This is a genomic window from Microcystis sp. LE19-8.1F (genome assembly GCF_027531715.1).
GTDB classification, from domain to species: Bacteria; Cyanobacteriota; Cyanobacteriia; order Cyanobacteriales; family Microcystaceae; genus Microcystis; species Microcystis wesenbergii_A.
The window spans coordinates 1-21,306 of sequence record NZ_JAPZSO010000009.1; the positions used below are offsets into that span (position 1 = coordinate 1).

Here is a 21,306-nt window from a genome sequence, read left to right on the forward strand (position 1 = left end):
CCTCGACTTGCGCTCGGTGAGCCTAGTCGAACCGAACGCTTGGGGAGATTTAAGCTCTATTTTGGTTGGTAGAAATACCTGCTAAGACAACTTGAGTCAGTGAACCAAGAATCCCTCGCTTTTAGCGACGGGAGTGTCAAAGGTTATGATATCAAAACTGTTCCCCATAAGGGATGGGTTGGCATCAAGAATGGTCAACTGTTAGGTTTAGCTTCACAAGAATTTGATATTATTATCACAATAGTCTCAAAAACAATGATCGAATTAAGTCCCGCCGCCGCTAGAGAAATTGAACGTTGGAGTCAAAGCCGTCGCCTGAGCGGTTCCTATCTGCGTTTGGCAGTAAAAAACGGAGGTTGTTCGGGACTTCACTACCATCTCGAATTAACCGATATTCCGGCAGAAAACGATCGCTTTTATCAAAGTCAGGGTATTAATATTTTAGTCGATCCTGACAGCGATCGCTACCTACAAATTTTAAAATTAGACTATTCAGAAGATCTCATGGGTGGTGGTTTCCGTTTTACCAATGCCAACACCAAAAATACCTGCGGTTGTGGTCTTTCCTTTAGTGCTTAATTAACTACTCCAAATAGCCAAGACAACTAAAAGCGCATTAACCAGATAAAATGCTCCCACAATCTTGGTTTCCGTCCAACCACTTAATTCTAAATGATGATGAAAAGGAGCCATTTTTAATAATCTTTTGCCCTGGCCATCGGGTCCTTTTGTGGCTTTATAATAGATAACCTGAGCGATTACCGAAAGAGATTCCAGAAAGAACAGACCACTAATTAAAAATAATCCCCAGAGATGTCCAGTAATTAAACCCACCGCAGCTAAAGCGCCTCCCAAAGCAAGGGAACCCGTATCACCCATAAACACTTTAGCAGGGTTGCGGTTATGAAAAATGAAGCCTAGACAAGCACCACTAAAACAAGTGCAGAAAATCGCCAAATCGGGATGACTAGGAGCGATAATAATACCTAAACCCAAAAAAGCGATCGCACCTGTTCCCCCCGCTAATCCATCCACCCCATCGGTGAGATTAGTGGCGTTACTTTCAGCCACAAGGACAAATCCCGCCAAAATCCAGAAGAAAAAGCCCAAAGGAATCACTAATCGACCCCAAAGGGTGATATCGGTACTCACCTGATTGACCAACATCCAGAGACAAAAAAGCACCGCCCCCGTTATCTGTAAAATTAACTTCATCCGGGGGGATAGGCCTTTATTCGACTTATAACGCAGAATTTGCCAATCATCTAACCAACCGATACCCATGTAAGCAAAAGTCAGCAAAGCAACCGCCACCACATTAGGAGTGAATTTAGACCAGATTAAAGCGAAAATAAGGGCTACTGGCACAAAAAAGCTGCCTCCCATTGTCGGGGTTCCTGCTTTCTTTAAATGAGCCTGTGGTCCATCTTCGCGCATAATCTGACCCATTTTCAAGCGTCGCAGCACCGGTACTACTTGACAACCAAGACCACCACTGATTAACGTTGTGGCCATCAGGGGGAGTAACAGGGAATTAGTGGACTGAAAAAAAACTACTAACAGAAATAGTAGTCCCGTTAGTAGAATCAGGAGATGGGTTCCAGTGGGTTTTTTAAAGATAGGGGCGGAAAAAATGTTAGCGTTCACGACTAAAGCGCCAGATAAGGGGAAAATTTGCCAAAGAAGACGGGATTAATCTTCATCTAAGACTAATTCATCCTCGTCGTCATCATAACCGATATCATCGACATCCATCAGTTCAGATAGTTCCACATCTTCTTCGAGAGTCAGATCCGGTTCGGCGATTTTATCCCGGGGAATCATGCGATTATTTTTTTCTAACCACTCGACAATGGAAGCGTCTTTTTTTAGGGGAATAACCGCGGCCGGTTCGTAGCGGGGTTCTTGACGAATAGAAGGATTAAGCATAATCACTCGACGATTAACAGCAATCATTTCGAGTTTACCATGTCTTTTAAGGCTCTGATAATCTCTTGATTGGCCGCGGGGAAAGTGTAATTATCTAGTTCCTGGATAGTTACCCAGCGGATTTCTTCACATTCGATCGCTCTCGCTTGGCCGCTGAGATAACGACAGTTATATACTTGTAGATTCACCCGAAAATGACTATAGGTGTGATCGATAGTGATTAAATGACTATCAACGGCGATTTCAATGCCAATTTCTTCTAATATCTCCCGTTTAATACATTCCTGTACCGTTTCATTGCCTTCGATTTTGCCCCCGGGGAATTCCCAAAAACCGCCCAAGAGTCCCTTGGCTAGACGGCGATCGATTAAAATTAAATCTCGATCATCTCTAATTACGGCCACACCGATTTGTTTAGAAGCTAAAGAGTCTGTTTCGGGAATCATAGCGGTTATTGGCGAAAAAATAGGAAAAAATAGTTAAAAACTGACTGCGGAAAATTGAGTCAAAAGATGATATGATCGAGAATTGTACGATTAACGATTAACAATGACAGTCAGTTCCGAATCAAAGTTTATTTTAAAAGTATTGTGGTTAGATCAGAACGTAGCGATCGCTGTAGATCAGGTGGTCGGCAAAGGAACTAGCCCCCTGACCGCTTATTTTTTCTGGCCGCGCAATGATGCTTGGCAACAACTCCAAGAGGAGTTAGAAGCAAAACACTGGATTGATGAGTCCGATCGCGTTGATGTTCTCAACAAAGCCACAGAAGTAATTAATTTTTGGCAAGAGTTACGCAATCAAGGCCGACAAATCCCCATGGCCGATGCACAGTTAAAATTCCCCGAAGTTGTTTTTAGTGGTAGCAATTAATTTATAAGCTGTTCGTAATTTAAATTGCTTGTTGAGACGAGGCAAGAGGCAAGAGTCAAAAGGCAACAGTAAAGGGATTGGGGAAGGTTCGGCTAATCTAAGAATAAGCGTTTTAAATGCGTCTTAGCTTAGCAGTTATCTTAATGGGGAGCGACAAAATCTCCAGTTTTAGGCAACGGAAAACAGGAAACTTTTCCAGTAATCACCGAGCAGTAGGAGAACAGCAACTTCTCAATAAGTACCTAAGCAAAATTAATTACACATATCTAAACACCTCTTGCCTCTTGCCTCTTGCCTATCTTCACTAGGAAATTAATTTTGCACGACTACTTAACAGTATTCACTGAAACCTCAAATCTGATAACTGATAACTGAAAAAGAATCGGGTAGGTTTATATAAACCCGCCCGATTTTGCTTTAATTTAATTTGATTTGGTTTGGTTTAAACCGATACTAAACCGCCGGCGGCCTGGTATCTAGCGCGAGCTTTGCGCCATGATTGTTGCGCTTGGATAGTTTTGCGACGGTCATCCCCTTTACTGACTTCATCGAGACGAGTTTGGGCCCGTTCGTATTCGGCGCGAGCTTTTTCTTTATCGATTTTTGAGCCTAATTCCGCCCCATTAACGAGGACTTTGATCTCATTATTTTCGACTTCGGCAAAACCGCCCAAAACTGCGATATTTTCCCAGTCTTTCCCCGGTCGAATTCGCATTACGCCAATATTCAGGGCAGTTAATAAAGGAGCGTGACCACTAAGAATACCTAATTGTCCCGTGGAACTGGGTAGGATTACTTCTTCAGCCACGTTATCCCAGACAATGCGATCGGGTGTAATAACCCGTACTGTAATGCTCATTGGTGATAATAACGATAATTTTGGCAGATTTCTGGGTTAAGTAACCGCTAAACGCGGTTACTACTGACTTTTAATTAGCCTTTTTTGAGTTTTTCGCCTTTAGCGATCGCTTCATCGATATTGCCGACCATATAGAACGCTTGTTCGGGTAAGCTATCGAGTTCACCTTTGAGGATCATCTGGAAGCCTTTGATCGTATCAGCGAGGGTAACGTATTTACCCGGGGAACCGGTGAACACTTCGGCCACGAAGAAAGGTTGCGAGAGGAAACGCTCAATTTTGCGAGCGCGGTCAACGGTGAGACGATCTTCTTCCGATAATTCGTCTAAACCGAGAATAGCGATGATGTCCTGTAACTCCTTATAGCGCTGCAGGGTAGATTGGACGGCGCGAGCGGTGCCGTAGTGTTCATCACCGACGATATCAGCTTGGAGCATGGTGCTGGTGGAACCGAGGGGATCTACCGCCGGATAGATACCTTTGGAAGCCAGACCACGGGATAGTACAGTAGTTCCATCCAAGTGAGCGAAGGTAGTAGCGGGAGCGGGGTCAGTCAAGTCATCCGCCGGTACATAGACCGCTTGGATGGAAGTGATCGATCCTTCTTTGGTGGAGGTAATCCGCTCTTGCAGGTCGCCTACGTCAGTGCCGAGGGTGGGTTGGTATCCTACCGCAGAAGGCATCCGACCGAGGAGCGCCGATACTTCCGAACCAGCTTGCACGAAACGGAAGATATTATCGACAAATAAGAGTACGTCTTGCTTGTTGACATCGCGGAAATATTCGGCCATGGTCAAAGCGGAGAGACCGACGCGCATTCTCGCTCCGGGGGGTTCGTTCATCTGACCGTAAACGAGGGCGATTTTCGATTCTTCGGGGTTATCAGCGTTGATTACCTTCGATTCGATCATCTCGTTGTAGAGGTCGTTTCCCTCGCGGGTTCTTTCACCCACACCGCCAAAAACCGAGACACCACCGTGTTGAATGGCGATATTGTTGATTAATTCCATCATAATGACGGTTTTGCCCACACCAGCACCCCCAAAGAGGCCGATTTTGCCCCCTTGACGGTAGGGGGTGAGCAGGTCAATCACCTTGATACCGGTTTCAAAAACCGTCGGTGTTACTTCAAGATCGACTAATTTGGGAGCGGGACGGTGAATAGGAGAGGTTTCGGTGACGTTAACCGGTCCTTTTTCGTCCACGGGTTCACCAAGAACGTTAAAAATCCGACCGAGGGTGCATTTACCCACGGGAACGCTAATCGCTGCGCCGGTGTCCACGATATCCATACCGCGCACTAAACCATCGGTGGTACTCATGGCAACGGCGCGCACTTGGTTATCACCGAGTAACTGTTGCACTTCACAAGTAACCGATAGATTTTGACCGGCGGAGTTGGTTCCTTTTACGGTTAAGGCATTATAAATACGGGGCAGTTTGCCACTGGGAAATTCGGCATCGATGACAGGACCGATGATCTGGACGATTTTACCAACGTTAGTTTCTGTTGTCGCTACCATTGTTTATGTCTACTCTGGGTTTTAGCTGATAACTCCCACAAGGGGAAAGTCTTAATTTTTTGTAAAATTAGCCAATACTCAGCTTATCACGCTAGGGGATCAGATCAGTTATCAGTTATCAGTTACCAGTGATCAGATGTGAGTTTTCCGTGGACAGTCTGAGCGGTGATTGGTATTAAATGGCAATTTTCTGCTTACTGGTTACTGATCACTGATCACTGATAAAAAGTAAGGCAGGCCTTAGCCTACCTTAAAACAAAACGAGGTTGATCAACTTTGAGGATGCCGATGCGGATGCCGTGGATGGAATTGGTCTATTACCATGTATTGTCGATTATAGCAAGGGTTTTGCTGGTTGTATAGATTCAATTAACAAATAATTGTAAGCTTTACCATAGATTTTAATCTATACATTGAGCCGCAAGGACTATCTCCTGTCAAATTTTCAAGGGACAGCTTTACTGAGACGCACTCCCTTCTCGCAACCGTCCGGGAGAATTGTGCTGTAAGATATCTTCAGTTTCAATTGTTTAGGCTCGCAATCGTAGATGAGAATAAATTTCGGTAGCTTTTGCGGCAATCTCAGGAAATTATCGGTTAACTATATGAATTCTGCTAAAATTATCGCTATTATCACGGGAGCGATTTCGATTTTAATCGCCGTTGCCTATTTAATCCTAGTTCAGATTCTTGACTTTCGTAGCGAGATGATTCCCGCTCCCCTAGAAGTTATTTTTCCTGGATGATAAAAATCGGGGTTGAAAATTTTTCAACCCCGAAAAAAAGCAATTTTTGAGCGGATTAACCCACCGATTGTAACTGTAATTGCGAGAGAATATCGTTCTGCTCGGAGCGCTGATGACTAGAGACTGTCACCACAGCTTCAGCAGTTACATCTAATAGCGCATGGTCTCCAGAATTGACTTTTCCCGATAACATCGCCTCGGCTAAACTATCCTCTAAGCGTCGAGTTAAGGCACGACGTAAAGGCCGCGCACCGTAGCTAGGATCATAACCCTCATTGATGACCAAATCCTTGAAAGCGGCGGTAACTTCCACAGAAATTCCTTTTTCTGTCAATTGTTTGGCTAGATCTGCGATAAGAATATCGGCAATCTGGGTAACTTCTTCGCGAGTTAACTGTCGGAAAACAATAATTTCATCGAGACGGTTGAGAAATTCGGGACGGAAATATTGTTTTAACTCCTCTGTCACCCGATTAGAAATCTGTTGGTAACGCGATTGAGCCAAATCGTCAGCAATCTCGAATCCTAAGCTATTACCGCCTTTTTCGATGACTTTTGAGCCAATATTCGAGGTCATGATAATTAGGGTATTCTTAAAGTCCACCCGACGACCTTGGCTATCGGTTAAATGACCATCTTCTAACAGTTGCAGGAGAAGATTAAAAACATCGGGATGTGCTTTCTCGATTTCGTCAAACAAAACTACTCTATAGGGTTGACGACGCACTGCTTCCGTTAACTGACCGCCTTCATTGTAACCGATGTATCCGGGAGGCGCACCAATTAATTTAGAAACCGTGTGGGATTCCATAAATTCCGACATATCTAGGCGAATCATACTGGATTCCGAGCCAAAGAGCAACTTAGCTAAGGCTTTCGTTAATTCAGTTTTACCCACTCCCGTGGGACCGGCAAAAATAAACGAGGCAATCGGACGGTTAGGATTCTTTAAATTTACTCGCGCTCGACGAATAGCACGAGAAACGGCATTTACTGCCTCCTGTTGACCAATAATCCGCTCGTGCAGTTGATATTCCAGATTTAAGAGCGATTCCGACTCAGTTTCAGTTAATTGGGTAACGGGAATACCTGTCCAAGCGGCGACAATTTGGGCAATTTCCTCCGCATCCACCACGGGAATTAAAGATTCGGGGTTAATTAGGGGTGATTCTTCGCTAACCTCCGCAGGACTTTTACTTTGCAGGGAATAGCGTAGATGGGTGCGGGATCCCGCTTCATCGAGAAGATCGATCGCTTTGTCCGGTAAAAAGCGATCATTGATATAGCGAGAGGATAGATTAACGGCAGCTTCGATCGCTTTTTGATCGTATTTTACCTGATGGAAATCCTCGTAGGTGGCTTTTAAACCGCGTAAAATCTCGATCGCTTGCTCTTTAGTCGGTTCTCCCACCATAACTGGCTGAAAACGTCTTTCTAGAGCCGCATCTCGCTCAATATGCTGTTTATACTCATCGAGAGTGGTGGCTCCTAAACACTGTAACTCGCCGCGAGCTAAAGCAGGTTTAAGCAAGTTAGAAGCATCCATGGCTCCTCCCATGCTACCAGCACCCACAAGAGTGTGAATTTCATCGATAAACAGGATAATACTGCCCGATTTGCGAACTTCCTCCACAACACCCTTTAAACGTTCCTCAAAATCGCCGCGAAAACGGGTTCCCGCCAGTAAAGACCCCATATCGAGGGCAATTACCTGTTTATCCCGCAAAAGTTCGGGAATATCGCCATTATGGATGAGTTGTGCTAAACCTTCAGCGATCGCTGTTTTCCCCACCCCCGGCTCACCGAGTAAAATCGGGTTATTCTTGGCGCGACGGCCCAAAATTTGGATAACTCGCTCGATTTCTGCCTCTCTACCGATTACAGGGTCAATTTTGCCGTTTTTGACCTCTTGGCTTAAATTGCGACTATATTGGGCTAAAATACCGCCTTGGGGAGCATTTTTCTGGTCTTCATAGTCACTCTTTGCCGTGAAGCGACCACTAGCGACTTTTTCCCCGGCATTTTTAATTAAAAGGCTGCGAAGTTTGATCAAATCAACACCCTGCATAATTAAAATTTTAGCGGCTAGGGATTCGGGATCGGCGGTGATAGCGAGTAATAGATGTTCAGGTGCGATCGCCTGTTCCCCTAATTGTCGAGCTTCCTGAAATGCTTGCTCGAACATCTTTTTCGCTTTCGGGGTAAAAGGGATATTAACGGGACTGTAACCGGTGCCGCGGCCGGTCATTCCTTCAATCAGGCGGCGACTTTCGTGCAGGGTGACTTTTAAATCCTTGAGAATTGAGGCTGCGGTGGCGGTGGCTTCTCCTATCAATCCTAACAGTAAATGCTCCGTACCCACGACACTGTGACCGGTACGACGGGCTTCTTCTTGGGCGAACATCACCGCTTTGATAGCTTTCTGGTTAAAGTATTCAAACATGATCGACGGCTTCCTGGCTACTGGGCTTTACCTGTTACTGTAACGTTTTCTTTACATTAGCCGGAAGGGGGATATCCGTATCAGCAGGGTGGGTTAGGGGACAGGAGTAGGGAGTAGGGGCAATTCATGAATTGCCCCTACTAGCGGGCGCATCACGCAGGTCATTTTCTACATCAGCCGAGGGGAGATGATTCTGCTGCACGGCTTCATCGGCGAAGTCCCAAAAAAACCCAAAACAGTAAATCGATTTAGCTCTCAATCCTAAGAAGGAACCGGAAAAATATGACCGCTAACCCCATACTGGCTCTGATGCGGATGCAGACCAGCCGAGCGCAACTTGACCGCCTCTGCTGTTTAATTTTTCTCATCTTTTCTCGTTGAGGAGAAGGATTTTTTAGTGCTTCTTGGTAGCAAGTCTCTTGCCAATTCTGGAGGCGCAATAAATAAGCATCAATTGATTTTCCCACTTATTTATTAACATTTTATCATCTCTGCCCTAATTAAGTAGGTAGGCGTTAAAAATTATCAGACACCACCCTTATCAAGGGGGGACTAAGGGTAGGGTTGATTCATGAATCAACCCTACTATGAATCAACTCTAGGACTAAGGGGGGATCGAACCTAAAATCCATTTTTAATTTAATTATAACCAGCTACTTAGGAATCAACTTGACTAAGAGAGGAACGTCTTTTAAAAGGAATTATTTTTTTGATTAATTCAGGTGTAATTAAGCCTTGAGGATAAAAAATTGTTCCCAAAACAATTAAAATTCCAAAAATAATCAAACGACCATCGCGCAAGAAATTCCCTAACCAAATTGGTAAACCATTCACACCACCGAGGGCGCGTAAAACTTCGGGCAAAGCAGTTAAAACAATGCCGCCCACCACCGGCCCGACAAAAGTTCTGGAACCACCAATTAAAACGAAAGCCAGGAAAATAATACTGGCATCAAAAGTTCCCTGACGGGAATTCCAAGTATTGAGAAAATGGGCGCTTACCGCTCCCACAACTGCCGCTAAAACTGCCCCGAAAGTGAAGGATAAAACTTTGTGATAGGTGGGATTAATTCCCATGGCCGCGGCCGCCAATTCATCGGCACGAATGGCATTAAATGCCCGACCAATTTTGATGTTTTCTAACCGGTAGAGAAACAGCATAGTTAGCAATAAGAGGGGCAAAGCCAGCCAAAGGTAGGCTAATTGAGTGGTGAAGGGTTGGGGAATGGCGAAAATACCAACCGCACCGCCAGTTATATCGAGATTAAGGGCAATAATTCTCAAAATTTCTACCCAGGCGATCGTGGCAATAGCTAAATAAATCCCTCGCAAACGGAGAACAGGAATACCTAAAACTATGGCTAATATTCCCGCAATAATGCCAGCAATTAACATTTCTAAAAAGACCAAAGCCAGGGGATAATTGCCACCGGTATTAGTAAAAACTTTCGTGGAAAGAATGGCGGCCACATAACCACCTAAAGCGTAAAAACCGGGGGTTGCTAAGGATAATTGACCGGCCATTAAGGGCAGATAAATTGAAATGCCTAAGATGGACCCAAAGATCATTGAAACAATTAAAAAACCATAGGTGTTAAAAAAATCAGCCATATTTTCAGTGAGCGGTTATTGGGTGCTTAAGTTAGGGGAGTCAATTAGCTAATTTTATCACCGTTCTCTCCCACCTCATTCTCCGGTAATTCTCGAAATTATCATAATTTTTTATGTGGCACTTTTCCTATATGGTAGCGTTCGCCACCTTAAAAGCAGACGGGATGATCGATGATGGGAAAAGGTATCTTCCTCAACTTTGTCCTAGAAACAGAGGAATTTATGAAACAGCAGGATTGGTTACTCGGACTCCTACGGCTGAATTTCCCCATAAAATCGCAGTAGCGGGTAAAAAAGTCCTAGAAGTAGAGGATATCATCAATTTTACCCCAAAAGCAATCCATCAGGTGCAAGCGATCGGTTAGAAACCAGTAATATGGTTTTAAACGTTTTCAATTCGATCCTCTCACTAATCGAGCAGTTAATTTTTAGGTTAGAGAAATGATAGATAAATGAGAGGATCATGAGATAAATATGAAAGTTTTTTGGGTAAAAATTAGTTAAGATAAGGGGAAATTAAAGGATAAACAACTATAGATGTTTACTTCACTCGAACTTTTAACCACTTCCTTTGTTGCTGTGGGATTAGCCGCCGATGCCGTGGCCGTTTCTCTGACCAGTGGCCTGATGATTCGCCATATTCATGTTAATAAGGCTTTGAAAATTGCTTTGTTTTTTGGGGGATTTCAAGCGATTATGCCGATGATTGGTTGGGGTATCGGTCTAACCTGTCGCGATTTTCTTGCCTCTTTTGACCACTGGATCGCTTTTATTATTTTAGGGGCGATCGGCAGTAAAATGATCTACGAAGCTGTTCAAAATGATGACGAGGAAAAAAAATTTAATCCTCTAGATTCCTATACTTTAATCGGATTAGCGATCGCTACTAGCATTGATGCTTTAGTAGTTGGTTTGGGTTTATCGATGATTAAAACTCCCTTACTTTTAGCTTGCACTGTCATTGGTTTTATTACCTTTGCTTTATGTTTTATAGCTGTTTTTATCGGGCATAAATTCGGTAATTTATTTAGTCAAAAGGTGGAAATTCTCGGCGGTTTAGTTTTAATATTAATCGGCGGTAAAATCCTCATTGAACATTTAATCGCCTAGATTATCCCCATTTTTCACTATCCTCCCTATTTTCCCCGGCTGTTTTTCAACAGGGGAGTGGCTAATTCGGGATAACCGGCCTCAATTAAAGCCTGATCTCTGATGCGACAGGAATCGCATAAACCGCAGGGTTCAACTTCTCCTTGATAACAAGACCAAGTATCAGCAATGGGAACCCCTAAACTAACGGCACGACGGACGATATCTACCTTACTATCCATCACCAAAGGGGCAATTAATTGGGGTGCTTTCCCTTCTAAACCCGCTTTCGATGATAAATTAGCTAAAGTTTGAAAGGCATCTAAATACTGGGGACGACAATCGGGATAACCGGAATAATCCACCGCATTAATTCCTAAATATATCGCCTCCGCTTCCCTTGCTTCTGCTAAAGAAAGAGCGATCGAAATAAAAACTGTATTTCTCCCCGGCACATAGGTAATCGGGATAATATTCGGGTTAATTCCCTCTTGGGGAATAGCAATAGATTGATCGGTTAAAGCGGAACCTCCCCACAAAGATAGATTGACTTCGATCAGATGATGTTCTTTAATTTCGAGGAAATTAGCAATTTTTTTCGCCGCCGCTAATTCCCGGTCGTGTCTTTGTCCATAACGAAAGGAAAGGGCGATTAATTGATAACCAGCCGCTAGAGCGATCGCTGCTGTTGTCGCTGAATCTAATCCCCCGGAAAGTAAAATAATCGCCTTTTTTGTCATTACCCTAATGTCACCTGTGCTTGTTGATAATTAGCTACTAAGATAAATTGTTTTAGCCACCGCGAACCTAACAAAATCTCCTGAATTGCCTCCCCTGCAAAGACGGGAATTTCGTATTCTTGACCATCAATTATTACTCTGCCTAAATATATATCAAAAAATGCTTCTCCTTGAGCGGTTATCAATTTATTTTGTCGCAAAAAACGCCAATCAAGACTGTCAGCATCTTGACTATTTATGGCTAAAAACTCGGTAAAACCCGTATCCAGCATGACTTCTGTGGGTAGAATCAATCCATCATCGCCAACTAAATCGATATCAAAATAAATTTGTCCTTTGGTTCCAAATCTCCCTTCAATCATATTCTGCCACTAACTCCAGTTTCATTAATGCCAAAGATGTGATGAATTTTGTCGGGATATTTTGCCCTTGCTTTTTTACTGGCCACTTCTTGATCGGGATCGATAAAATAATCGCCGCTATCGGGTTCGATCGCAATGTACCAACCATAATAATGTTTCATTAACCGGGGCTGTAAACTCTGAAAAATCGGCCAACAACGATGATAAAATTCTAATTGTCGGGCGCGATGTTTGGCCTTTTCTTCCTCTGTAGATTGAATCTCTGGAAAAACTCGACCACGACGCACTACTCGTTCAGAATTGTTGTTAGACATAGTAAGTAATAGGACAAAATTAACTTCTTGGTTAGGATAGGCAAAAGGCAAGAGGCAAAAGTCAAGAGGCAGTTAGATATGTGTAATTAATTGTGTCTAGCTACTTATTTAACCTCTTGTTAGTAAATTAGGGGTTGGGGAGACCACTTCGTGCGCGTTGCGGGGAGAAGTGGGGAGAATAAATAAAAAGTAATCTCCTGACGACCGGCTACTGACTCCTGATAACTGACTCCTGATAACTGATAACTGATAACTGACTAGCGGACACCTAAAAACTTATGGGTTTGGAGACTGAGACGCCATTGGGGATGTCGGAGAACATAATTAAAGACTAACTCTTTGCTTTCCACTGTATTCCATTCGGGTTGCAGATATTTGATCACCCCTTCCGATAACTTACTTTCCTGGATGGCTGCCCAGTCTAAATCCTCTGGATTAGCCACGACAATTTTTAACTCATTCACCTGTGCATAAATAGTAGGATCGGGCATTTTATAAGTTTTAGGAGAAAAAGTCACCCAATCGAAAACCCCAGTAAAAGGATGAGCGCCAGAAGTTTCTAAATGTACCCGTAAACCCTGATTTTTTAATTCCTTGGTCAAAGGATCAAGATTGTGCATCAAAGGTTCACCCCCGGTAATCACCACCATAGCGGGGTTAGCCCCTTTTGCCATCTCAACCAATTCCCGCACCGATTGTTGGGGATAACGGTGGGCATTCCAAGACTCTTTTTGGTCGCACCAGGGACAATAGACATCGCAACCTCCCAAACGGAGGAAAAAAGCATTGCTTCCCGTCCAAAAGCCCTCGCCCTGCACAGAATGGAAAGTTTCGACCACAGGATAGGTACAATGGTTTATGCTAACCGTTTTCATAGAATCAGTATTATAGAAAATATGGACATTCCCCTGAACTTTGCCAAATACATCCAATGGTCTGGTATTGCCACGCTGGTTTTTTTGGTACTTACGATTATCGCTTTTCTCGTCGGTTGGGGAATCCGCTTTCGTCTCGTCGGTGTCACTAGCTTTATGGCCGTGTTGACGGTGGGGATTTTCGGTCTTGGGTTAGGATTATTTACCCGGACAGAAATTCCGGGAGCGGTGAGATTCTCCCTTGTCTATGATAACGGAGCTAATCAAGCTGTTATCTCCCTGCCCAATACTGTTACTGCCGAGCAGGTGGAAGCAACCCTAAAACAAGCCGCTAGTGACTTGTTTTCCTCCGGTCGCGCCGGTGCTGGCGGTAATAATCAATTTATCATTAGCGCTCGCACTCTCATTCATCCTCAGCCCGGTTTATCTGCTCCTTTGTACTTAGGACAGATTAAAAAATCCTTCTCCGCCCCGGGGGATAATACACCTGAACTACAGCTTTTTCCCGAAAGTTTCGCTAAAATTAGCCAATAATCCTTGAGGTTGTCAAAAAATGTCCAATGCTGTCGCTGTTTTGCCCCTGTTAATCGCCCCCGCACAAGTGATTCGGGGTGACAATGCCCTAGAAGAATCCACCGGCAAGTTAGCGGATTTGGGTAAACGTCCCCTCGTGGTGGGCGGCGATCGCAATTTAGCTTTTTTGTCATCTCCCCTGAAAAATCTCACTCCTAGCTATCACAGTTATGCTCCCGATTGTTCGGAAAATTCCCTAGCATATTTAAAGGCATCTGTCAAGAGTCATGAGGCAGATTTTATCATCGGTGTGGGTGGCGGCAAAGCCCTCGATACGGCCAAATTACTCGCCCATCAGTGCCATTTGCCGATCGCCACGATTCCCACCTCCGCGGCCACTTGTGCCGCTTGGACAGCCCTATCTAACGTCTATTCCGACGCGGGGGCGTTTCTTTACGATCTGTCCCTAGCCCGTTGTCCGGATTTATTAATTCTCGATTACGGTATTATCCAAACTGCCCCGAAAAGAACCTTAATCGCCGGTATTGGCGATGCGATCGCTAAATGGTACGAAGCTTCCGTCAGTAGCGGTCATTCCACAGAAACCCTGATCATTGCCGCTGTCCAACAGGCCCGGGTTTTGCGGGATATTCTTTTCCAAAAATCCCCGGCAGCTCTGGAAAATATCGGCGGGGAGGACTGGAAACAGGTAGTGGATGCCACCGTTTTATTAGCCGGAGTAATTGGTGGTTTGGGGGGCGCTAATTGTCGTACCGTGGCCGCCCATGCAATTCATAATGGTTTAACCCATATTCCCGCTTGCCATCATGCCCTGCACGGGGAAAAAGTCGCCTACGGCATTCTCGCCCAATTGCGTCTAGAGGAAATAGTTTTGGGCAATCAATTGGCAGTATCGGCCCGGGGGCAACTAATCCAGTTTTATGAACAAATTGGTTTACCGAAATCCCTAGAGGATTTAGGATTAAGAGATGTTTCCCTTGCCCAATTGCGCCACGCGGCCGCAATTGCCTGTCAGCCTAATTCTGACATTCATCGTTTACCTTTTACGGTTTCCCCCGAACAAGTCATGGCGGCCATGGTTTCCACTACCGCTGCCGATACGATCGGGCAGAAAGTTAAAGCTAATTAACGGGAATATTTTCGGGACTTATTGATAAAATGCCCGTTATCAGTCGGAAGAAATTAAATGAATTTGCCGAAAGGTATCCCGAAACAAAATCAGCATTAAAAGAATGGTATCAAAAAATGAAGACAGGACAATTTCAGTCCATAGCAGAATTAAGAACCATTTTCCCCAATGCTGACGAAGTAGGAAAACTGACTGTATTTAACATAGGCGGAAATAAGATTAGACTCATAGCAGCGATTCATTACATCGACAAAAAATTTATAGCGCTTCCTAAGCTAGTGAGGTACATCTATTTTCTTCCCTTTTGCCTTTTGCCTCTTGCCTTTTGCCTAAAACCCATAACTTTTGTACCTCAGCAGACTGAAAAACGCTATATATTCGAGAAGTTTTAACTCATGCTGAATAGGACAAAAATAAATGGAAGGAGTAAAAAAATGCCGACGATAGATCTAGAGAAAACACGGCAAGCCTGGACAAACTTAAAGCCAATACTCTTTATACCCCGTAGCGAATCAGAATATGAACAATTAGTAATTATGTTAGATAATTTGATAGATGAAATAGGAGAAAATGAAAATCATCCTCTTGCTTCTTTAATGGAAATTTTGGGAATATTAATAGAAAATTATGAACAGGAAAATGTTCCAGAATTATAAATGGTAGGGGTGGTGCGTTCCCAAATATTGGTTAACCTTAAAATTGTCATGTTTTCAGGGAACACACCCTAGGAAGCGATGCAATCGCCCTGCAAGAAAATATCCTTACCCTCCTGATCGCCTACGAAACCGCCGGCGATCGGGAACAGGCGATCGCCGCTCCCCTGCAATCTTAACGAGTAATTTATACTAAATCCAGTTATTAAAGACTGATTGTTTATTCCCATGAGTGCCTGTCCTGATATGTAGCCTATACTCAACGGATTTAGTATTAGATAGTCAACAGCTTATTGCAATGGGGACAAACCATTAAGCGAATCGAATAATTGTAAATTTTTGTCAAGAGGTGCGGTCAGATCGAAGAATCATCGCTATAACTCCAGAAAAATCCTGTTATTTTAGCTTATTGTCAGAAATTTAGTTAATTGCGCTAAAATGGGGTGATATGCCGAAAGTTTCCGTATAATCCATAGTTAGGCGTACATCCAAGCTATAGGAGACCACGAGGCTTAACATATCCTCTGTTCATATCGCAGTTGCTCGTACTTGAAAGGATTGGATTTTTATTCCACCCACCTACTTTAGGAAGCCATGAACAAATTGCTAAAATCTTATCACGCAGTTCGGGAATTTCTAGAATTTCACACGCAGATTTATGGCACAGGGAGAATGCAAAAATTTCATGCCAACGACTTTAATACCCTTTACGAAGATGTATTAATGAGTCCGGGAGATAAGCTGCCCGCGCATTTAAATTGCTTGTTGAGACGAGGCAAGAGGCAAGAGGCAAGAGGCAACAGTAAAGGGATTGGGGGAGATTCGGCTAATCTTAAGAATAAGCGCTTTAAATGCGTCTTAGCTTACCCATATTCCCTTTGCTAGTGTCGATGAAGAAGGAAGATTTTTCTATCCTTGGCATCAATATTATGCTGATACTGATTGTATTTGGATGGCGAATGAATTTCATCCCATCAGCTAAATACTCAATTTAATCTTTGTAACTTAATTGGAGTCAATCATGTTAAATGAAATTTTTGCGGCTAATGATGCCTATAAATTCCTGAAAGTAGAAGACTATTTTTATCGTTATAAAGAATGGGAAAAATTAGAAAAAGTCACTTCTCATTCTTTTGACCAAGATAGCGAGCGTCTCAGTCTTAAATTTACCAAAGCCGACGGGAGAAACTGCTGTCTGTTAATTCAATTTATTCAAAAAGATACTTTTCGTGTGCGATTCAATCCCAGTTACGAATCTGGTGAACAATATCCTACAGAAAATACTCGCTCGGTTGTTATGGATAGCATTGAAGAACTTAGAACAGTTCTCAAAGCTAGTGAAAATTTCCAAGTAAGTATTCAGGAAAATAATGAACAAGTTGAACTGAAAACACAAGGGACAGATGACCATCCTAGCTTAAAAATGGTTGTCAAGTTTAATCCTTTTGTGATTGAAGTGTTTTGCTTCTCTACCGAAACTAATGACTATTTCAGAGTTTGGCAAACCGCTAATCCTGGAATCTACTATACTTCTAATGGAGCAGAAGATTATGCCATTATCCAAGCGGTAAATAAACCAGCTACTGCCAAATATATTGGCTTTGGGGAACAAGGAGGACAGGGTTTAACCAAAAATACAGCCCAGTTGAATTATTTCAACTTTGATAATATGCGCTATCGACAGGTTTATAATCGAGGTCCTTTAGATGACAGAGAACCCCTTTACCATTCTGATCCTTTCTTTTTTGAATTTAATGGTGTTCCCGATCAAAAGAGTGTTAATGCCATTTTTATTGATAACCCCGGTCAAATCTTGGTTGATGTGGGTTATATGAATTCTGGTCGCTATATGTTTGGAACTCGCTTTGGTATCTTAGATTACTTTTTCTTTTTAAATAGTGAACCCCGTCATGTCTTAGACGATTTTACCTCAATTGTCGGTCGTCCCCGTTTAAAACCTCGCTACATTTTAGGCTATCATCAGGGATGTTATGGTTATGATAGTCGAGGTAGTGTCGAATGGGCTGTTGGAAAATATCGAGATTATCAGATTCCTTTGGATGGTCTTCATATTGATGTAGATATTCAACATAACTACCAAACTTTTACCATTGATACTAATAAGTTTCCTGACCCTTTATCAATGTTTGATAATTTGCGAAAAAAGGGGTTAAAATGCAGTACAAATATAACTCCTGTTATTAGTAACAAAGATATCAATTATCAGACCTATCAGGAAGGATTAAGCAATAGTTATTTCGTCTTAGATAAACGTTATGACCCCGATAATCCTGCTAGTCGCTCCTATCAGTGCTATGGTGGAGGCAACGAATATCGTCCCAATGATCCCGATAAAATACAAGGATTTAACAGTGGTCAACCTTATATCGGAGAAGTTTATTATGGCAATGATGCCTATGGCAATGAGTTAGGAACGCCAGGTCATTATCCTGATTTTGGGCGAGGCGAAGTGCGAAAATGGTGGGGAACCCAATATCAATATCTCTTTGATATGGGGTTAGAAATGGTCTGGCAAGATATGACAACCCCTGCTATTCGTGAGACTCGTGGGGACATGAAAGGGTTTCCTTTTCAACTCTATGTGACCAGTGATTTTATTTCTGGTGTCACGCCTCAATTAACCCCTGCAATTAAAGTCTGGAACCTTTATGCTTACAATCTCCATAAAGCGACTTATCATGGACTAAATTATCTACCTGGACGGGATAATAAACGCAACTTTATCATTGGGCGAGGTAGTTTTACTGGCTCTCATCGCTTTTCAGGATTATGGACGGGAGATAATGCTTCGGATTGGGATTTTCTGCGGATGAATGTTTCTCAGGTTCTTTGCTTGGGAATGTGTGGACTTGCTATCTGCGGTCAAGATATCGGTGGTTTTGAAACCTCATCTATAGATAATGGTGAATGGGCAAGTCCAGAGCTTTTAATTCGCTGGACAGCAGCCGGTGCTTTCTTACCTTGGTTCAGAAATCATTATGTCCGAAAAGGACGCAAGGAATTTCAAGAACCCTTTATGTATTTAGAATACTTCCAAGAAAGGAATCTGCCTATTCCTCAACCCCAAGATTTGTATGCAATGGTATTGCCGATTTGCAAACATTATATTGAATTGCGCTATCGGTTGATGCAGCTTTTCTATGACTGCCTTTTCGAGAATTGTTTGGATGGAATGCCGATTTGCCGTCCTATGTTTCTTAATGATCCTCAAGACCAGTCTCTTTATAATGATAAAGAATATTTCCTTGACAACCAGTTTTTTGTTGGAAAGGATCTTCTCATTTCTCCTGTTACCAAACCTCAAGCGGAGACGAATGGAGGTAAATGGGATGTTTATCTACCCCAAGGTAGTAATTGGTATTGTTTTATGAACAACCAACTACCTTTAGCCAGTTTAGTTGAAGGAGGAACGACGATTCGAGATTTTGATGCGAATCTTAATCTTGAGGGGAAACACATTAATTTCATCGTTCCTATCTATGTTCGTTCAGGTGCAATTATTCCCATGATTGAGCTTGAACAATATGTAGGAGAACTGAATCAGCAAGGTAAACCCAATCCTATTACTTTGAATATTTACCCCGGTCAAAGTGGTGAATATACAATGTATTTAGATGATGGGGTGAGTCGTTCTTCAGCAGTGGACAAACCGGAAGAGCAAGGGGGTGATCCACTAGCGAAGAGTGAATATCGCCAAACTCAGATTACCCATCAATACATAGCACCGAAAAATCGTGAGATTAAGATAGAGCGTATTCATGATAAATATACGCCTAAGTACGAGACGTTTTTCTTTGTTGCTATTTTGCACGATCCTTCTGAAACTCAGGGAAGCTCTGGTTCTTTGAATAAAGTTATTCTCAACAATCAAGAAATCCAGAAATTAGGCAATGGAGATTATAATGCCCTCAATGGGGCTAGTTTGAATGCTTGGTATTATAACCCAACCATTAATATTAGCTTTATTAAGGTATTTGATAATCTCCCTTCGGTCACGATAACTTTGGAGTATGCTTAGACCCACATTATGTGGTGTCTTCAAAATAAAGTTTTGACTGCCTGTAAATAAATAAAAAACAGGCAGTCGAAACCTTATGTCCACAGCTTATTTTTTTTTGTTCTTCGTTACTTGGTATGGTTTGATCGGGGGGCATAAATCGACTAAATCCTTATCCTGCAAAAGACTTAATTGATTAGTTCGTTCTAGTCGGGTGTGGGGTAAAATCGGTGCGATCGGCTTTCTCCATGGCTCAGGTTTTAGCATATATCGTGTAAATGCGCTAATATTCAAACTAAAGCCGTCCTCAAAAGACGGGGTTTGGGAATCAATTTTTCGATGACGACAATAATCGACGAGTTAAGGCAACAATGGCAAGATCGCCTCCGGCAAACAGAGGATTCCTTAACCGATCGCGAACGGGATACCATTATCAATTGGTTACTCGGTGAAGATAGCCAACGTTGGGAAAATTTAGACGAGAGAGATTTAGAAATCGCTAAACGGGGATTAGTCTATCTTTGGCAAATTCTGCGGCAACGCTATCTCAAGGTTAGTCCCACCCGCGCCTATCGTAACCTGATCGATCGTCTCGGTGCTTGTGTCACTCTCCGGCAAAAAATTCGCACTTGGGTTTCCTTAAGTCGCGATCGTCGGCAAGCGGTGGCCGATGTCTTGCAGGAAATTATTCAAGAGATGTTAAATAGCGATCGCTATCTGCAATCCCAGTTAGCATGGATCGCTCGTTGTACCAACGATCAAGCTACTCGCGATCAGCTGCTGTTAGCCACCCTAGAGGAATACGCCCTGCGTCCGATCCGCAATCAACCCCTGTTAGCCTATCGTTTTGTTAATTATCTCCGTCGTCAATCGAGAAGCGGTATCACTAATGTGCCGCGGCAAGAAATGATCCGGATTCTCTCCGATGAAATTAGTGGCGATGAGGGGGAAAATAGCTTAAGTTTACTGGATCAAAATGCGATCGCTACCGACGAAGATCAACGCACTTGTCAAGAAGCGCAAATTCTCCGGGCAAAAGTTCAAGAGAGTTTTGCTAGGTATCTAGAGGAAAATGTTAGTCCGGAGGCGGTGACTTGGTTTAACCTCTATCTAGGGGGCGAAAGCCAAGATGCGATCGCCAAAGCGATGAATATTCCCATTCAACGGATTTATCGTATCCGGGAAAAAGTTGGCTATCATGCGATTAAGGTTTTTGCCCTCAAGGAAGGGACAGAATTAATCAGTGAATGGTTACAAATCAGCCCGAAAGAGCATAATTTTGGCTTAACTCTCAGTCAATGGCAAAGTTACTATGCTGGCCTTTCTCCCACGGGTAAAAGCGTTATCGATGGCTTAAAAGCGGGTAAAACCCTTGAGGAAATCGCCGGGGAATTAAACTGTAAACGCACGCAAGTGGTCAAAGAATGGACGAAACTTTATCTAAGCGCCCAAAGTCTCAGGACAAAAACCTAATCAGTTATCAGTTATCAGTTATCAGTTATCAGTTATCAGTTATCAGTTATCAGTTATCAGTTATCAGTTATCAGTTATCAGTTATCAGTTATCAGTTATCAGTTATCAGTTATCAGTTATCAGTTATCAGTTATC

At 43.0% G+C, this 21,306-nt stretch carries 22 protein-coding genes and 1 pseudogene; 11 read left to right on the forward strand and 12 right to left on the reverse strand.

Features of this window, described 5'->3' with window-relative positions; all coding sequences use genetic code 11:
• Positions 1-255 precede the first annotated feature (255 nt).
• Positions 256-579, forward strand: a complete 324-nt coding sequence (locus tag O9334_RS01450) for a HesB/IscA family protein (RefSeq protein WP_287998786.1) — start codon at positions 256-258, stop codon at positions 577-579.
• On the opposite strand, the gene mraY is transcribed toward O9334_RS01450, so the two are convergent.
• The 3 genes from mraY to mutT are packed head-to-tail and all read right to left on the reverse strand — an operon-like array spanning position 580 to position 2,375.
• Positions 580-1,647, reverse strand: a complete 1,068-nt coding sequence (gene mraY / locus O9334_RS01455) for a phospho-N-acetylmuramoyl-pentapeptide-transferase (protein ID WP_287998759.1) — start codon at positions 1,645-1,647, stop codon at positions 580-582.
• A 45-nt stretch (positions 1,648-1,692) separates the two neighbouring features.
• Positions 1,693-1,956 (reverse strand): DUF3134 domain-containing protein, encoded by a 264-nt coding sequence (locus O9334_RS01460; RefSeq protein ID WP_002735746.1) that lies wholly within the window; start codon positions 1,954-1,956, stop codon positions 1,693-1,695.
• Positions 1,953-2,375: an 8-oxo-dGTP diphosphatase MutT gene (gene mutT, locus O9334_RS01465; RefSeq protein WP_045359927.1), complete on the reverse strand. Its 423-nt coding sequence runs from the start codon at positions 2,373-2,375 to the stop codon at positions 1,953-1,955. Before mutT ends, O9334_RS01460 begins: the two co-directional genes overlap by 4 nt.
• A 103-nt stretch (positions 2,376-2,478) precedes the next feature.
• On the opposite strand from mutT, the gene O9334_RS01470 reads away from it, so the two are divergent.
• Positions 2,479-2,802 carry a 30S ribosomal protein PSRP-3 gene (locus O9334_RS01470; RefSeq protein WP_002760450.1) on the forward strand — a complete coding sequence of 108 codons (324 nt, stop codon included), beginning with the start codon at positions 2,479-2,481 and terminating at the stop codon, positions 2,800-2,802.
• A gap of 442 nt (positions 2,803-3,244) precedes the next feature.
• Here the strand turns inward: O9334_RS01470 and atpC are convergent, their stop codons facing one another.
• Both atpC and atpD read right to left on the reverse strand, forming a co-directional pair.
• Positions 3,245-3,661: an ATP synthase F1 subunit epsilon gene (atpC, locus tag O9334_RS01475; RefSeq protein WP_002735380.1), complete on the reverse strand. Its 417-nt coding sequence runs from the start codon at positions 3,659-3,661 to the stop codon at positions 3,245-3,247.
• 74 nt (positions 3,662-3,735) lie between these two features.
• Complete coding sequence (gene atpD, locus O9334_RS01480) at positions 3,736-5,184, reverse strand: F0F1 ATP synthase subunit beta (RefSeq protein ID WP_045359926.1); 1,449 nt, start codon at positions 5,182-5,184, stop codon at positions 3,736-3,738.
• A gap of 605 nt (positions 5,185-5,789) precedes the next feature.
• Here atpD and O9334_RS01485 point away from each other — a divergent pair.
• Positions 5,790-5,930 (forward strand): hypothetical protein, encoded by a 141-nt coding sequence (locus O9334_RS01485; RefSeq protein WP_002760440.1) that lies wholly within the window; start codon positions 5,790-5,792, stop codon positions 5,928-5,930.
• A 55-nt stretch (positions 5,931-5,985) separates the two neighbouring features.
• Here O9334_RS01485 and O9334_RS01490 read toward each other — a convergent pair whose 3' ends face one another.
• The 3 genes and pseudogenes from O9334_RS01490 to O9334_RS01495 form a co-directional block, all read right to left on the reverse strand.
• Positions 5,986-8,373 (reverse strand): ATP-dependent Clp protease ATP-binding subunit, encoded by a 2,388-nt coding sequence (locus O9334_RS01490; protein WP_287998764.1) that lies wholly within the window; start codon positions 8,371-8,373, stop codon positions 5,986-5,988.
• Between the two features lie 335 nt (positions 8,374-8,708).
• A pseudogene (locus O9334_RS23005) lies at positions 8,709-8,834 on the reverse strand (DUF433 domain-containing protein); the annotation flags it as partial.
• 196 nt (positions 8,835-9,030) lie between these two features.
• Positions 9,031-9,984 carry a branched-chain amino acid ABC transporter permease gene (locus tag O9334_RS01495; RefSeq protein ID WP_287998767.1) on the reverse strand — a complete coding sequence of 318 codons (954 nt, stop codon included), beginning with the start codon at positions 9,982-9,984 and terminating at the stop codon, positions 9,031-9,033.
• 113 nt (positions 9,985-10,097) lie between these two features.
• Between O9334_RS01495 and O9334_RS01500 the strand changes: the two genes are divergently transcribed.
• Together O9334_RS01500 and O9334_RS01505 are read left to right on the forward strand one after the other, a co-directional pair.
• The gene (locus O9334_RS01500) at positions 10,098-10,349 is read left to right on the forward strand and encodes a hypothetical protein (protein ID WP_287998769.1); all 252 of its coding nucleotides are present in this window, start codon (positions 10,098-10,100) and stop codon (positions 10,347-10,349) included.
• A 172-nt stretch (positions 10,350-10,521) separates the two neighbouring features.
• Positions 10,522-11,094: a manganese efflux pump MntP gene (locus O9334_RS01505; RefSeq protein WP_287998772.1), complete on the forward strand. Its 573-nt coding sequence runs from the start codon at positions 10,522-10,524 to the stop codon at positions 11,092-11,094.
• A gap of 26 nt (positions 11,095-11,120) precedes the next feature.
• Here O9334_RS01505 and queC read toward each other — a convergent pair whose 3' ends face one another.
• From queC to O9334_RS01525, 4 genes are all read right to left on the reverse strand, one after another.
• Positions 11,121-11,813 (reverse strand): 7-cyano-7-deazaguanine synthase QueC, encoded by a 693-nt coding sequence (queC, locus tag O9334_RS01510; protein ID WP_190380436.1) that lies wholly within the window; start codon positions 11,811-11,813, stop codon positions 11,121-11,123.
• Positions 11,813-12,175, reverse strand: a complete 363-nt coding sequence (locus tag O9334_RS01515; RefSeq protein WP_190380437.1) for an aspartyl protease — start codon at positions 12,173-12,175, stop codon at positions 11,813-11,815. Before O9334_RS01515 ends, queC begins: the two co-directional genes overlap by 1 nt.
• Positions 12,172-12,489, reverse strand: a complete 318-nt coding sequence (locus O9334_RS01520) for a hypothetical protein (RefSeq protein ID WP_002736011.1) — start codon at positions 12,487-12,489, stop codon at positions 12,172-12,174. Before O9334_RS01520 ends, O9334_RS01515 begins: the two co-directional genes overlap by 4 nt.
• Before the next feature lie 257 nt (positions 12,490-12,746).
• Positions 12,747-13,364, reverse strand: a complete 618-nt coding sequence (locus tag O9334_RS01525; protein ID WP_287998778.1) for a 7-carboxy-7-deazaguanine synthase QueE — start codon at positions 13,362-13,364, stop codon at positions 12,747-12,749.
• On the opposite strand from O9334_RS01525, the gene O9334_RS01530 reads away from it, so the two are divergent.
• The 6 genes from O9334_RS01530 (at position 13,341) to O9334_RS01555 (ending at position 21,171) form a co-directional block, all read left to right on the forward strand.
• Positions 13,341-13,898 (forward strand): Ycf51 family protein, encoded by a 558-nt coding sequence (locus tag O9334_RS01530; RefSeq protein WP_190380439.1) that lies wholly within the window; start codon positions 13,341-13,343, stop codon positions 13,896-13,898. The genes O9334_RS01525 and O9334_RS01530 overlap by 24 nt on opposite strands.
• 19 nt (positions 13,899-13,917) lie before the next feature.
• Positions 13,918-15,027, forward strand: a complete 1,110-nt coding sequence (locus O9334_RS01535) for an iron-containing alcohol dehydrogenase family protein (RefSeq protein WP_079208130.1) — start codon at positions 13,918-13,920, stop codon at positions 15,025-15,027.
• 29 nt (positions 15,028-15,056) lie between these two features.
• The gene (locus tag O9334_RS01540) at positions 15,057-15,419 is read left to right on the forward strand and encodes a type II toxin-antitoxin system HigB family toxin (protein ID WP_080754306.1); all 363 of its coding nucleotides are present in this window, start codon (positions 15,057-15,059) and stop codon (positions 15,417-15,419) included.
• A 42-nt stretch (positions 15,420-15,461) separates the two neighbouring features.
• Positions 15,462-15,683 (forward strand): hypothetical protein, encoded by a 222-nt coding sequence (locus O9334_RS01545; protein WP_002799107.1) that lies wholly within the window; start codon positions 15,462-15,464, stop codon positions 15,681-15,683.
• 1,018 nt (positions 15,684-16,701) lie between these two features.
• On the forward strand, positions 16,702-19,719 hold the full coding sequence (locus tag O9334_RS01550; RefSeq protein ID WP_287998783.1) for a TIM-barrel domain-containing protein: 3,018 nt from the start codon (positions 16,702-16,704) through the stop codon (positions 19,717-19,719).
• A gap of 318 nt (positions 19,720-20,037) precedes the next feature.
• The gene (locus tag O9334_RS01555; protein WP_287998785.1) at positions 20,038-21,171 is read left to right on the forward strand and encodes a HetZ-related protein 2; all 1,134 of its coding nucleotides are present in this window, start codon (positions 20,038-20,040) and stop codon (positions 21,169-21,171) included.
• Positions 21,172-21,306: the final 135 nt, after the last annotated feature.

Excerpts from the sequence above, each read along its gene's own strand:
- O9334_RS01450 (WP_287998786.1), top strand. The coding sequence starts at position 256 with ATGATCGAATTAAGTCCCGCCGCCGCTAGAGAAATTGAACGTTGGAGT.
- O9334_RS01460 (WP_002735746.1), bottom strand. The coding sequence starts at position 1,956 with ATGATTGCTGTTAATCGTCGAGTGATTATGCTTAATCCTTCTATTCGT.
- mutT (WP_045359927.1), bottom strand. The coding sequence starts at position 2,375 with ATGATTCCCGAAACAGACTCTTTAGCTTCTAAACAAATCGGTGTGGCC.
- O9334_RS01470 (WP_002760450.1), top strand. The coding sequence starts at position 2,479 with ATGACAGTCAGTTCCGAATCAAAGTTTATTTTAAAAGTATTGTGGTTA.
- atpC (WP_002735380.1), bottom strand. The coding sequence starts at position 3,661 with ATGAGCATTACAGTACGGGTTATTACACCCGATCGCATTGTCTGGGAT.
- atpD (WP_045359926.1), bottom strand. The coding sequence starts at position 5,184 with ATGGTAGCGACAACAGAAACTAACGTTGGTAAAATCGTCCAGATCATC.
- O9334_RS01485 (WP_002760440.1), top strand. The coding sequence starts at position 5,790 with ATGAATTCTGCTAAAATTATCGCTATTATCACGGGAGCGATTTCGATT.
- O9334_RS01490 (WP_287998764.1), bottom strand. The coding sequence starts at position 8,373 with ATGTTTGAATACTTTAACCAGAAAGCTATCAAAGCGGTGATGTTCGCC.
- O9334_RS01495 (WP_287998767.1), bottom strand. The coding sequence starts at position 9,984 with ATGGCTGATTTTTTTAACACCTATGGTTTTTTAATTGTTTCAATGATC.
- O9334_RS01500 (WP_287998769.1), top strand. The coding sequence starts at position 10,098 with ATGTGGCACTTTTCCTATATGGTAGCGTTCGCCACCTTAAAAGCAGAC.
- O9334_RS01505 (WP_287998772.1), top strand. The coding sequence starts at position 10,522 with ATGTTTACTTCACTCGAACTTTTAACCACTTCCTTTGTTGCTGTGGGA.
- queC (WP_190380436.1), bottom strand. The coding sequence starts at position 11,813 with ATGACAAAAAAGGCGATTATTTTACTTTCCGGGGGATTAGATTCAGCG.
- O9334_RS01515 (WP_190380437.1), bottom strand. The coding sequence starts at position 12,175 with ATGATTGAAGGGAGATTTGGAACCAAAGGACAAATTTATTTTGATATC.
- O9334_RS01520 (WP_002736011.1), bottom strand. The coding sequence starts at position 12,489 with ATGTCTAACAACAATTCTGAACGAGTAGTGCGTCGTGGTCGAGTTTTT.
- O9334_RS01530 (WP_190380439.1), top strand. The coding sequence starts at position 13,341 with ATGGTTTATGCTAACCGTTTTCATAGAATCAGTATTATAGAAAATATG.
- O9334_RS01525 (WP_287998778.1), bottom strand. The coding sequence starts at position 13,364 with ATGAAAACGGTTAGCATAAACCATTGTACCTATCCTGTGGTCGAAACT.
- O9334_RS01535 (WP_079208130.1), top strand. The coding sequence starts at position 13,918 with ATGTCCAATGCTGTCGCTGTTTTGCCCCTGTTAATCGCCCCCGCACAA.
- O9334_RS01540 (WP_080754306.1), top strand. The coding sequence starts at position 15,057 with ATGCCCGTTATCAGTCGGAAGAAATTAAATGAATTTGCCGAAAGGTAT.
- O9334_RS01545 (WP_002799107.1), top strand. The coding sequence starts at position 15,462 with ATGCCGACGATAGATCTAGAGAAAACACGGCAAGCCTGGACAAACTTA.
- O9334_RS01550 (WP_287998783.1), top strand. The coding sequence starts at position 16,702 with ATGTTAAATGAAATTTTTGCGGCTAATGATGCCTATAAATTCCTGAAA.
- O9334_RS01555 (WP_287998785.1), top strand. The coding sequence starts at position 20,038 with ATGACGACAATAATCGACGAGTTAAGGCAACAATGGCAAGATCGCCTC.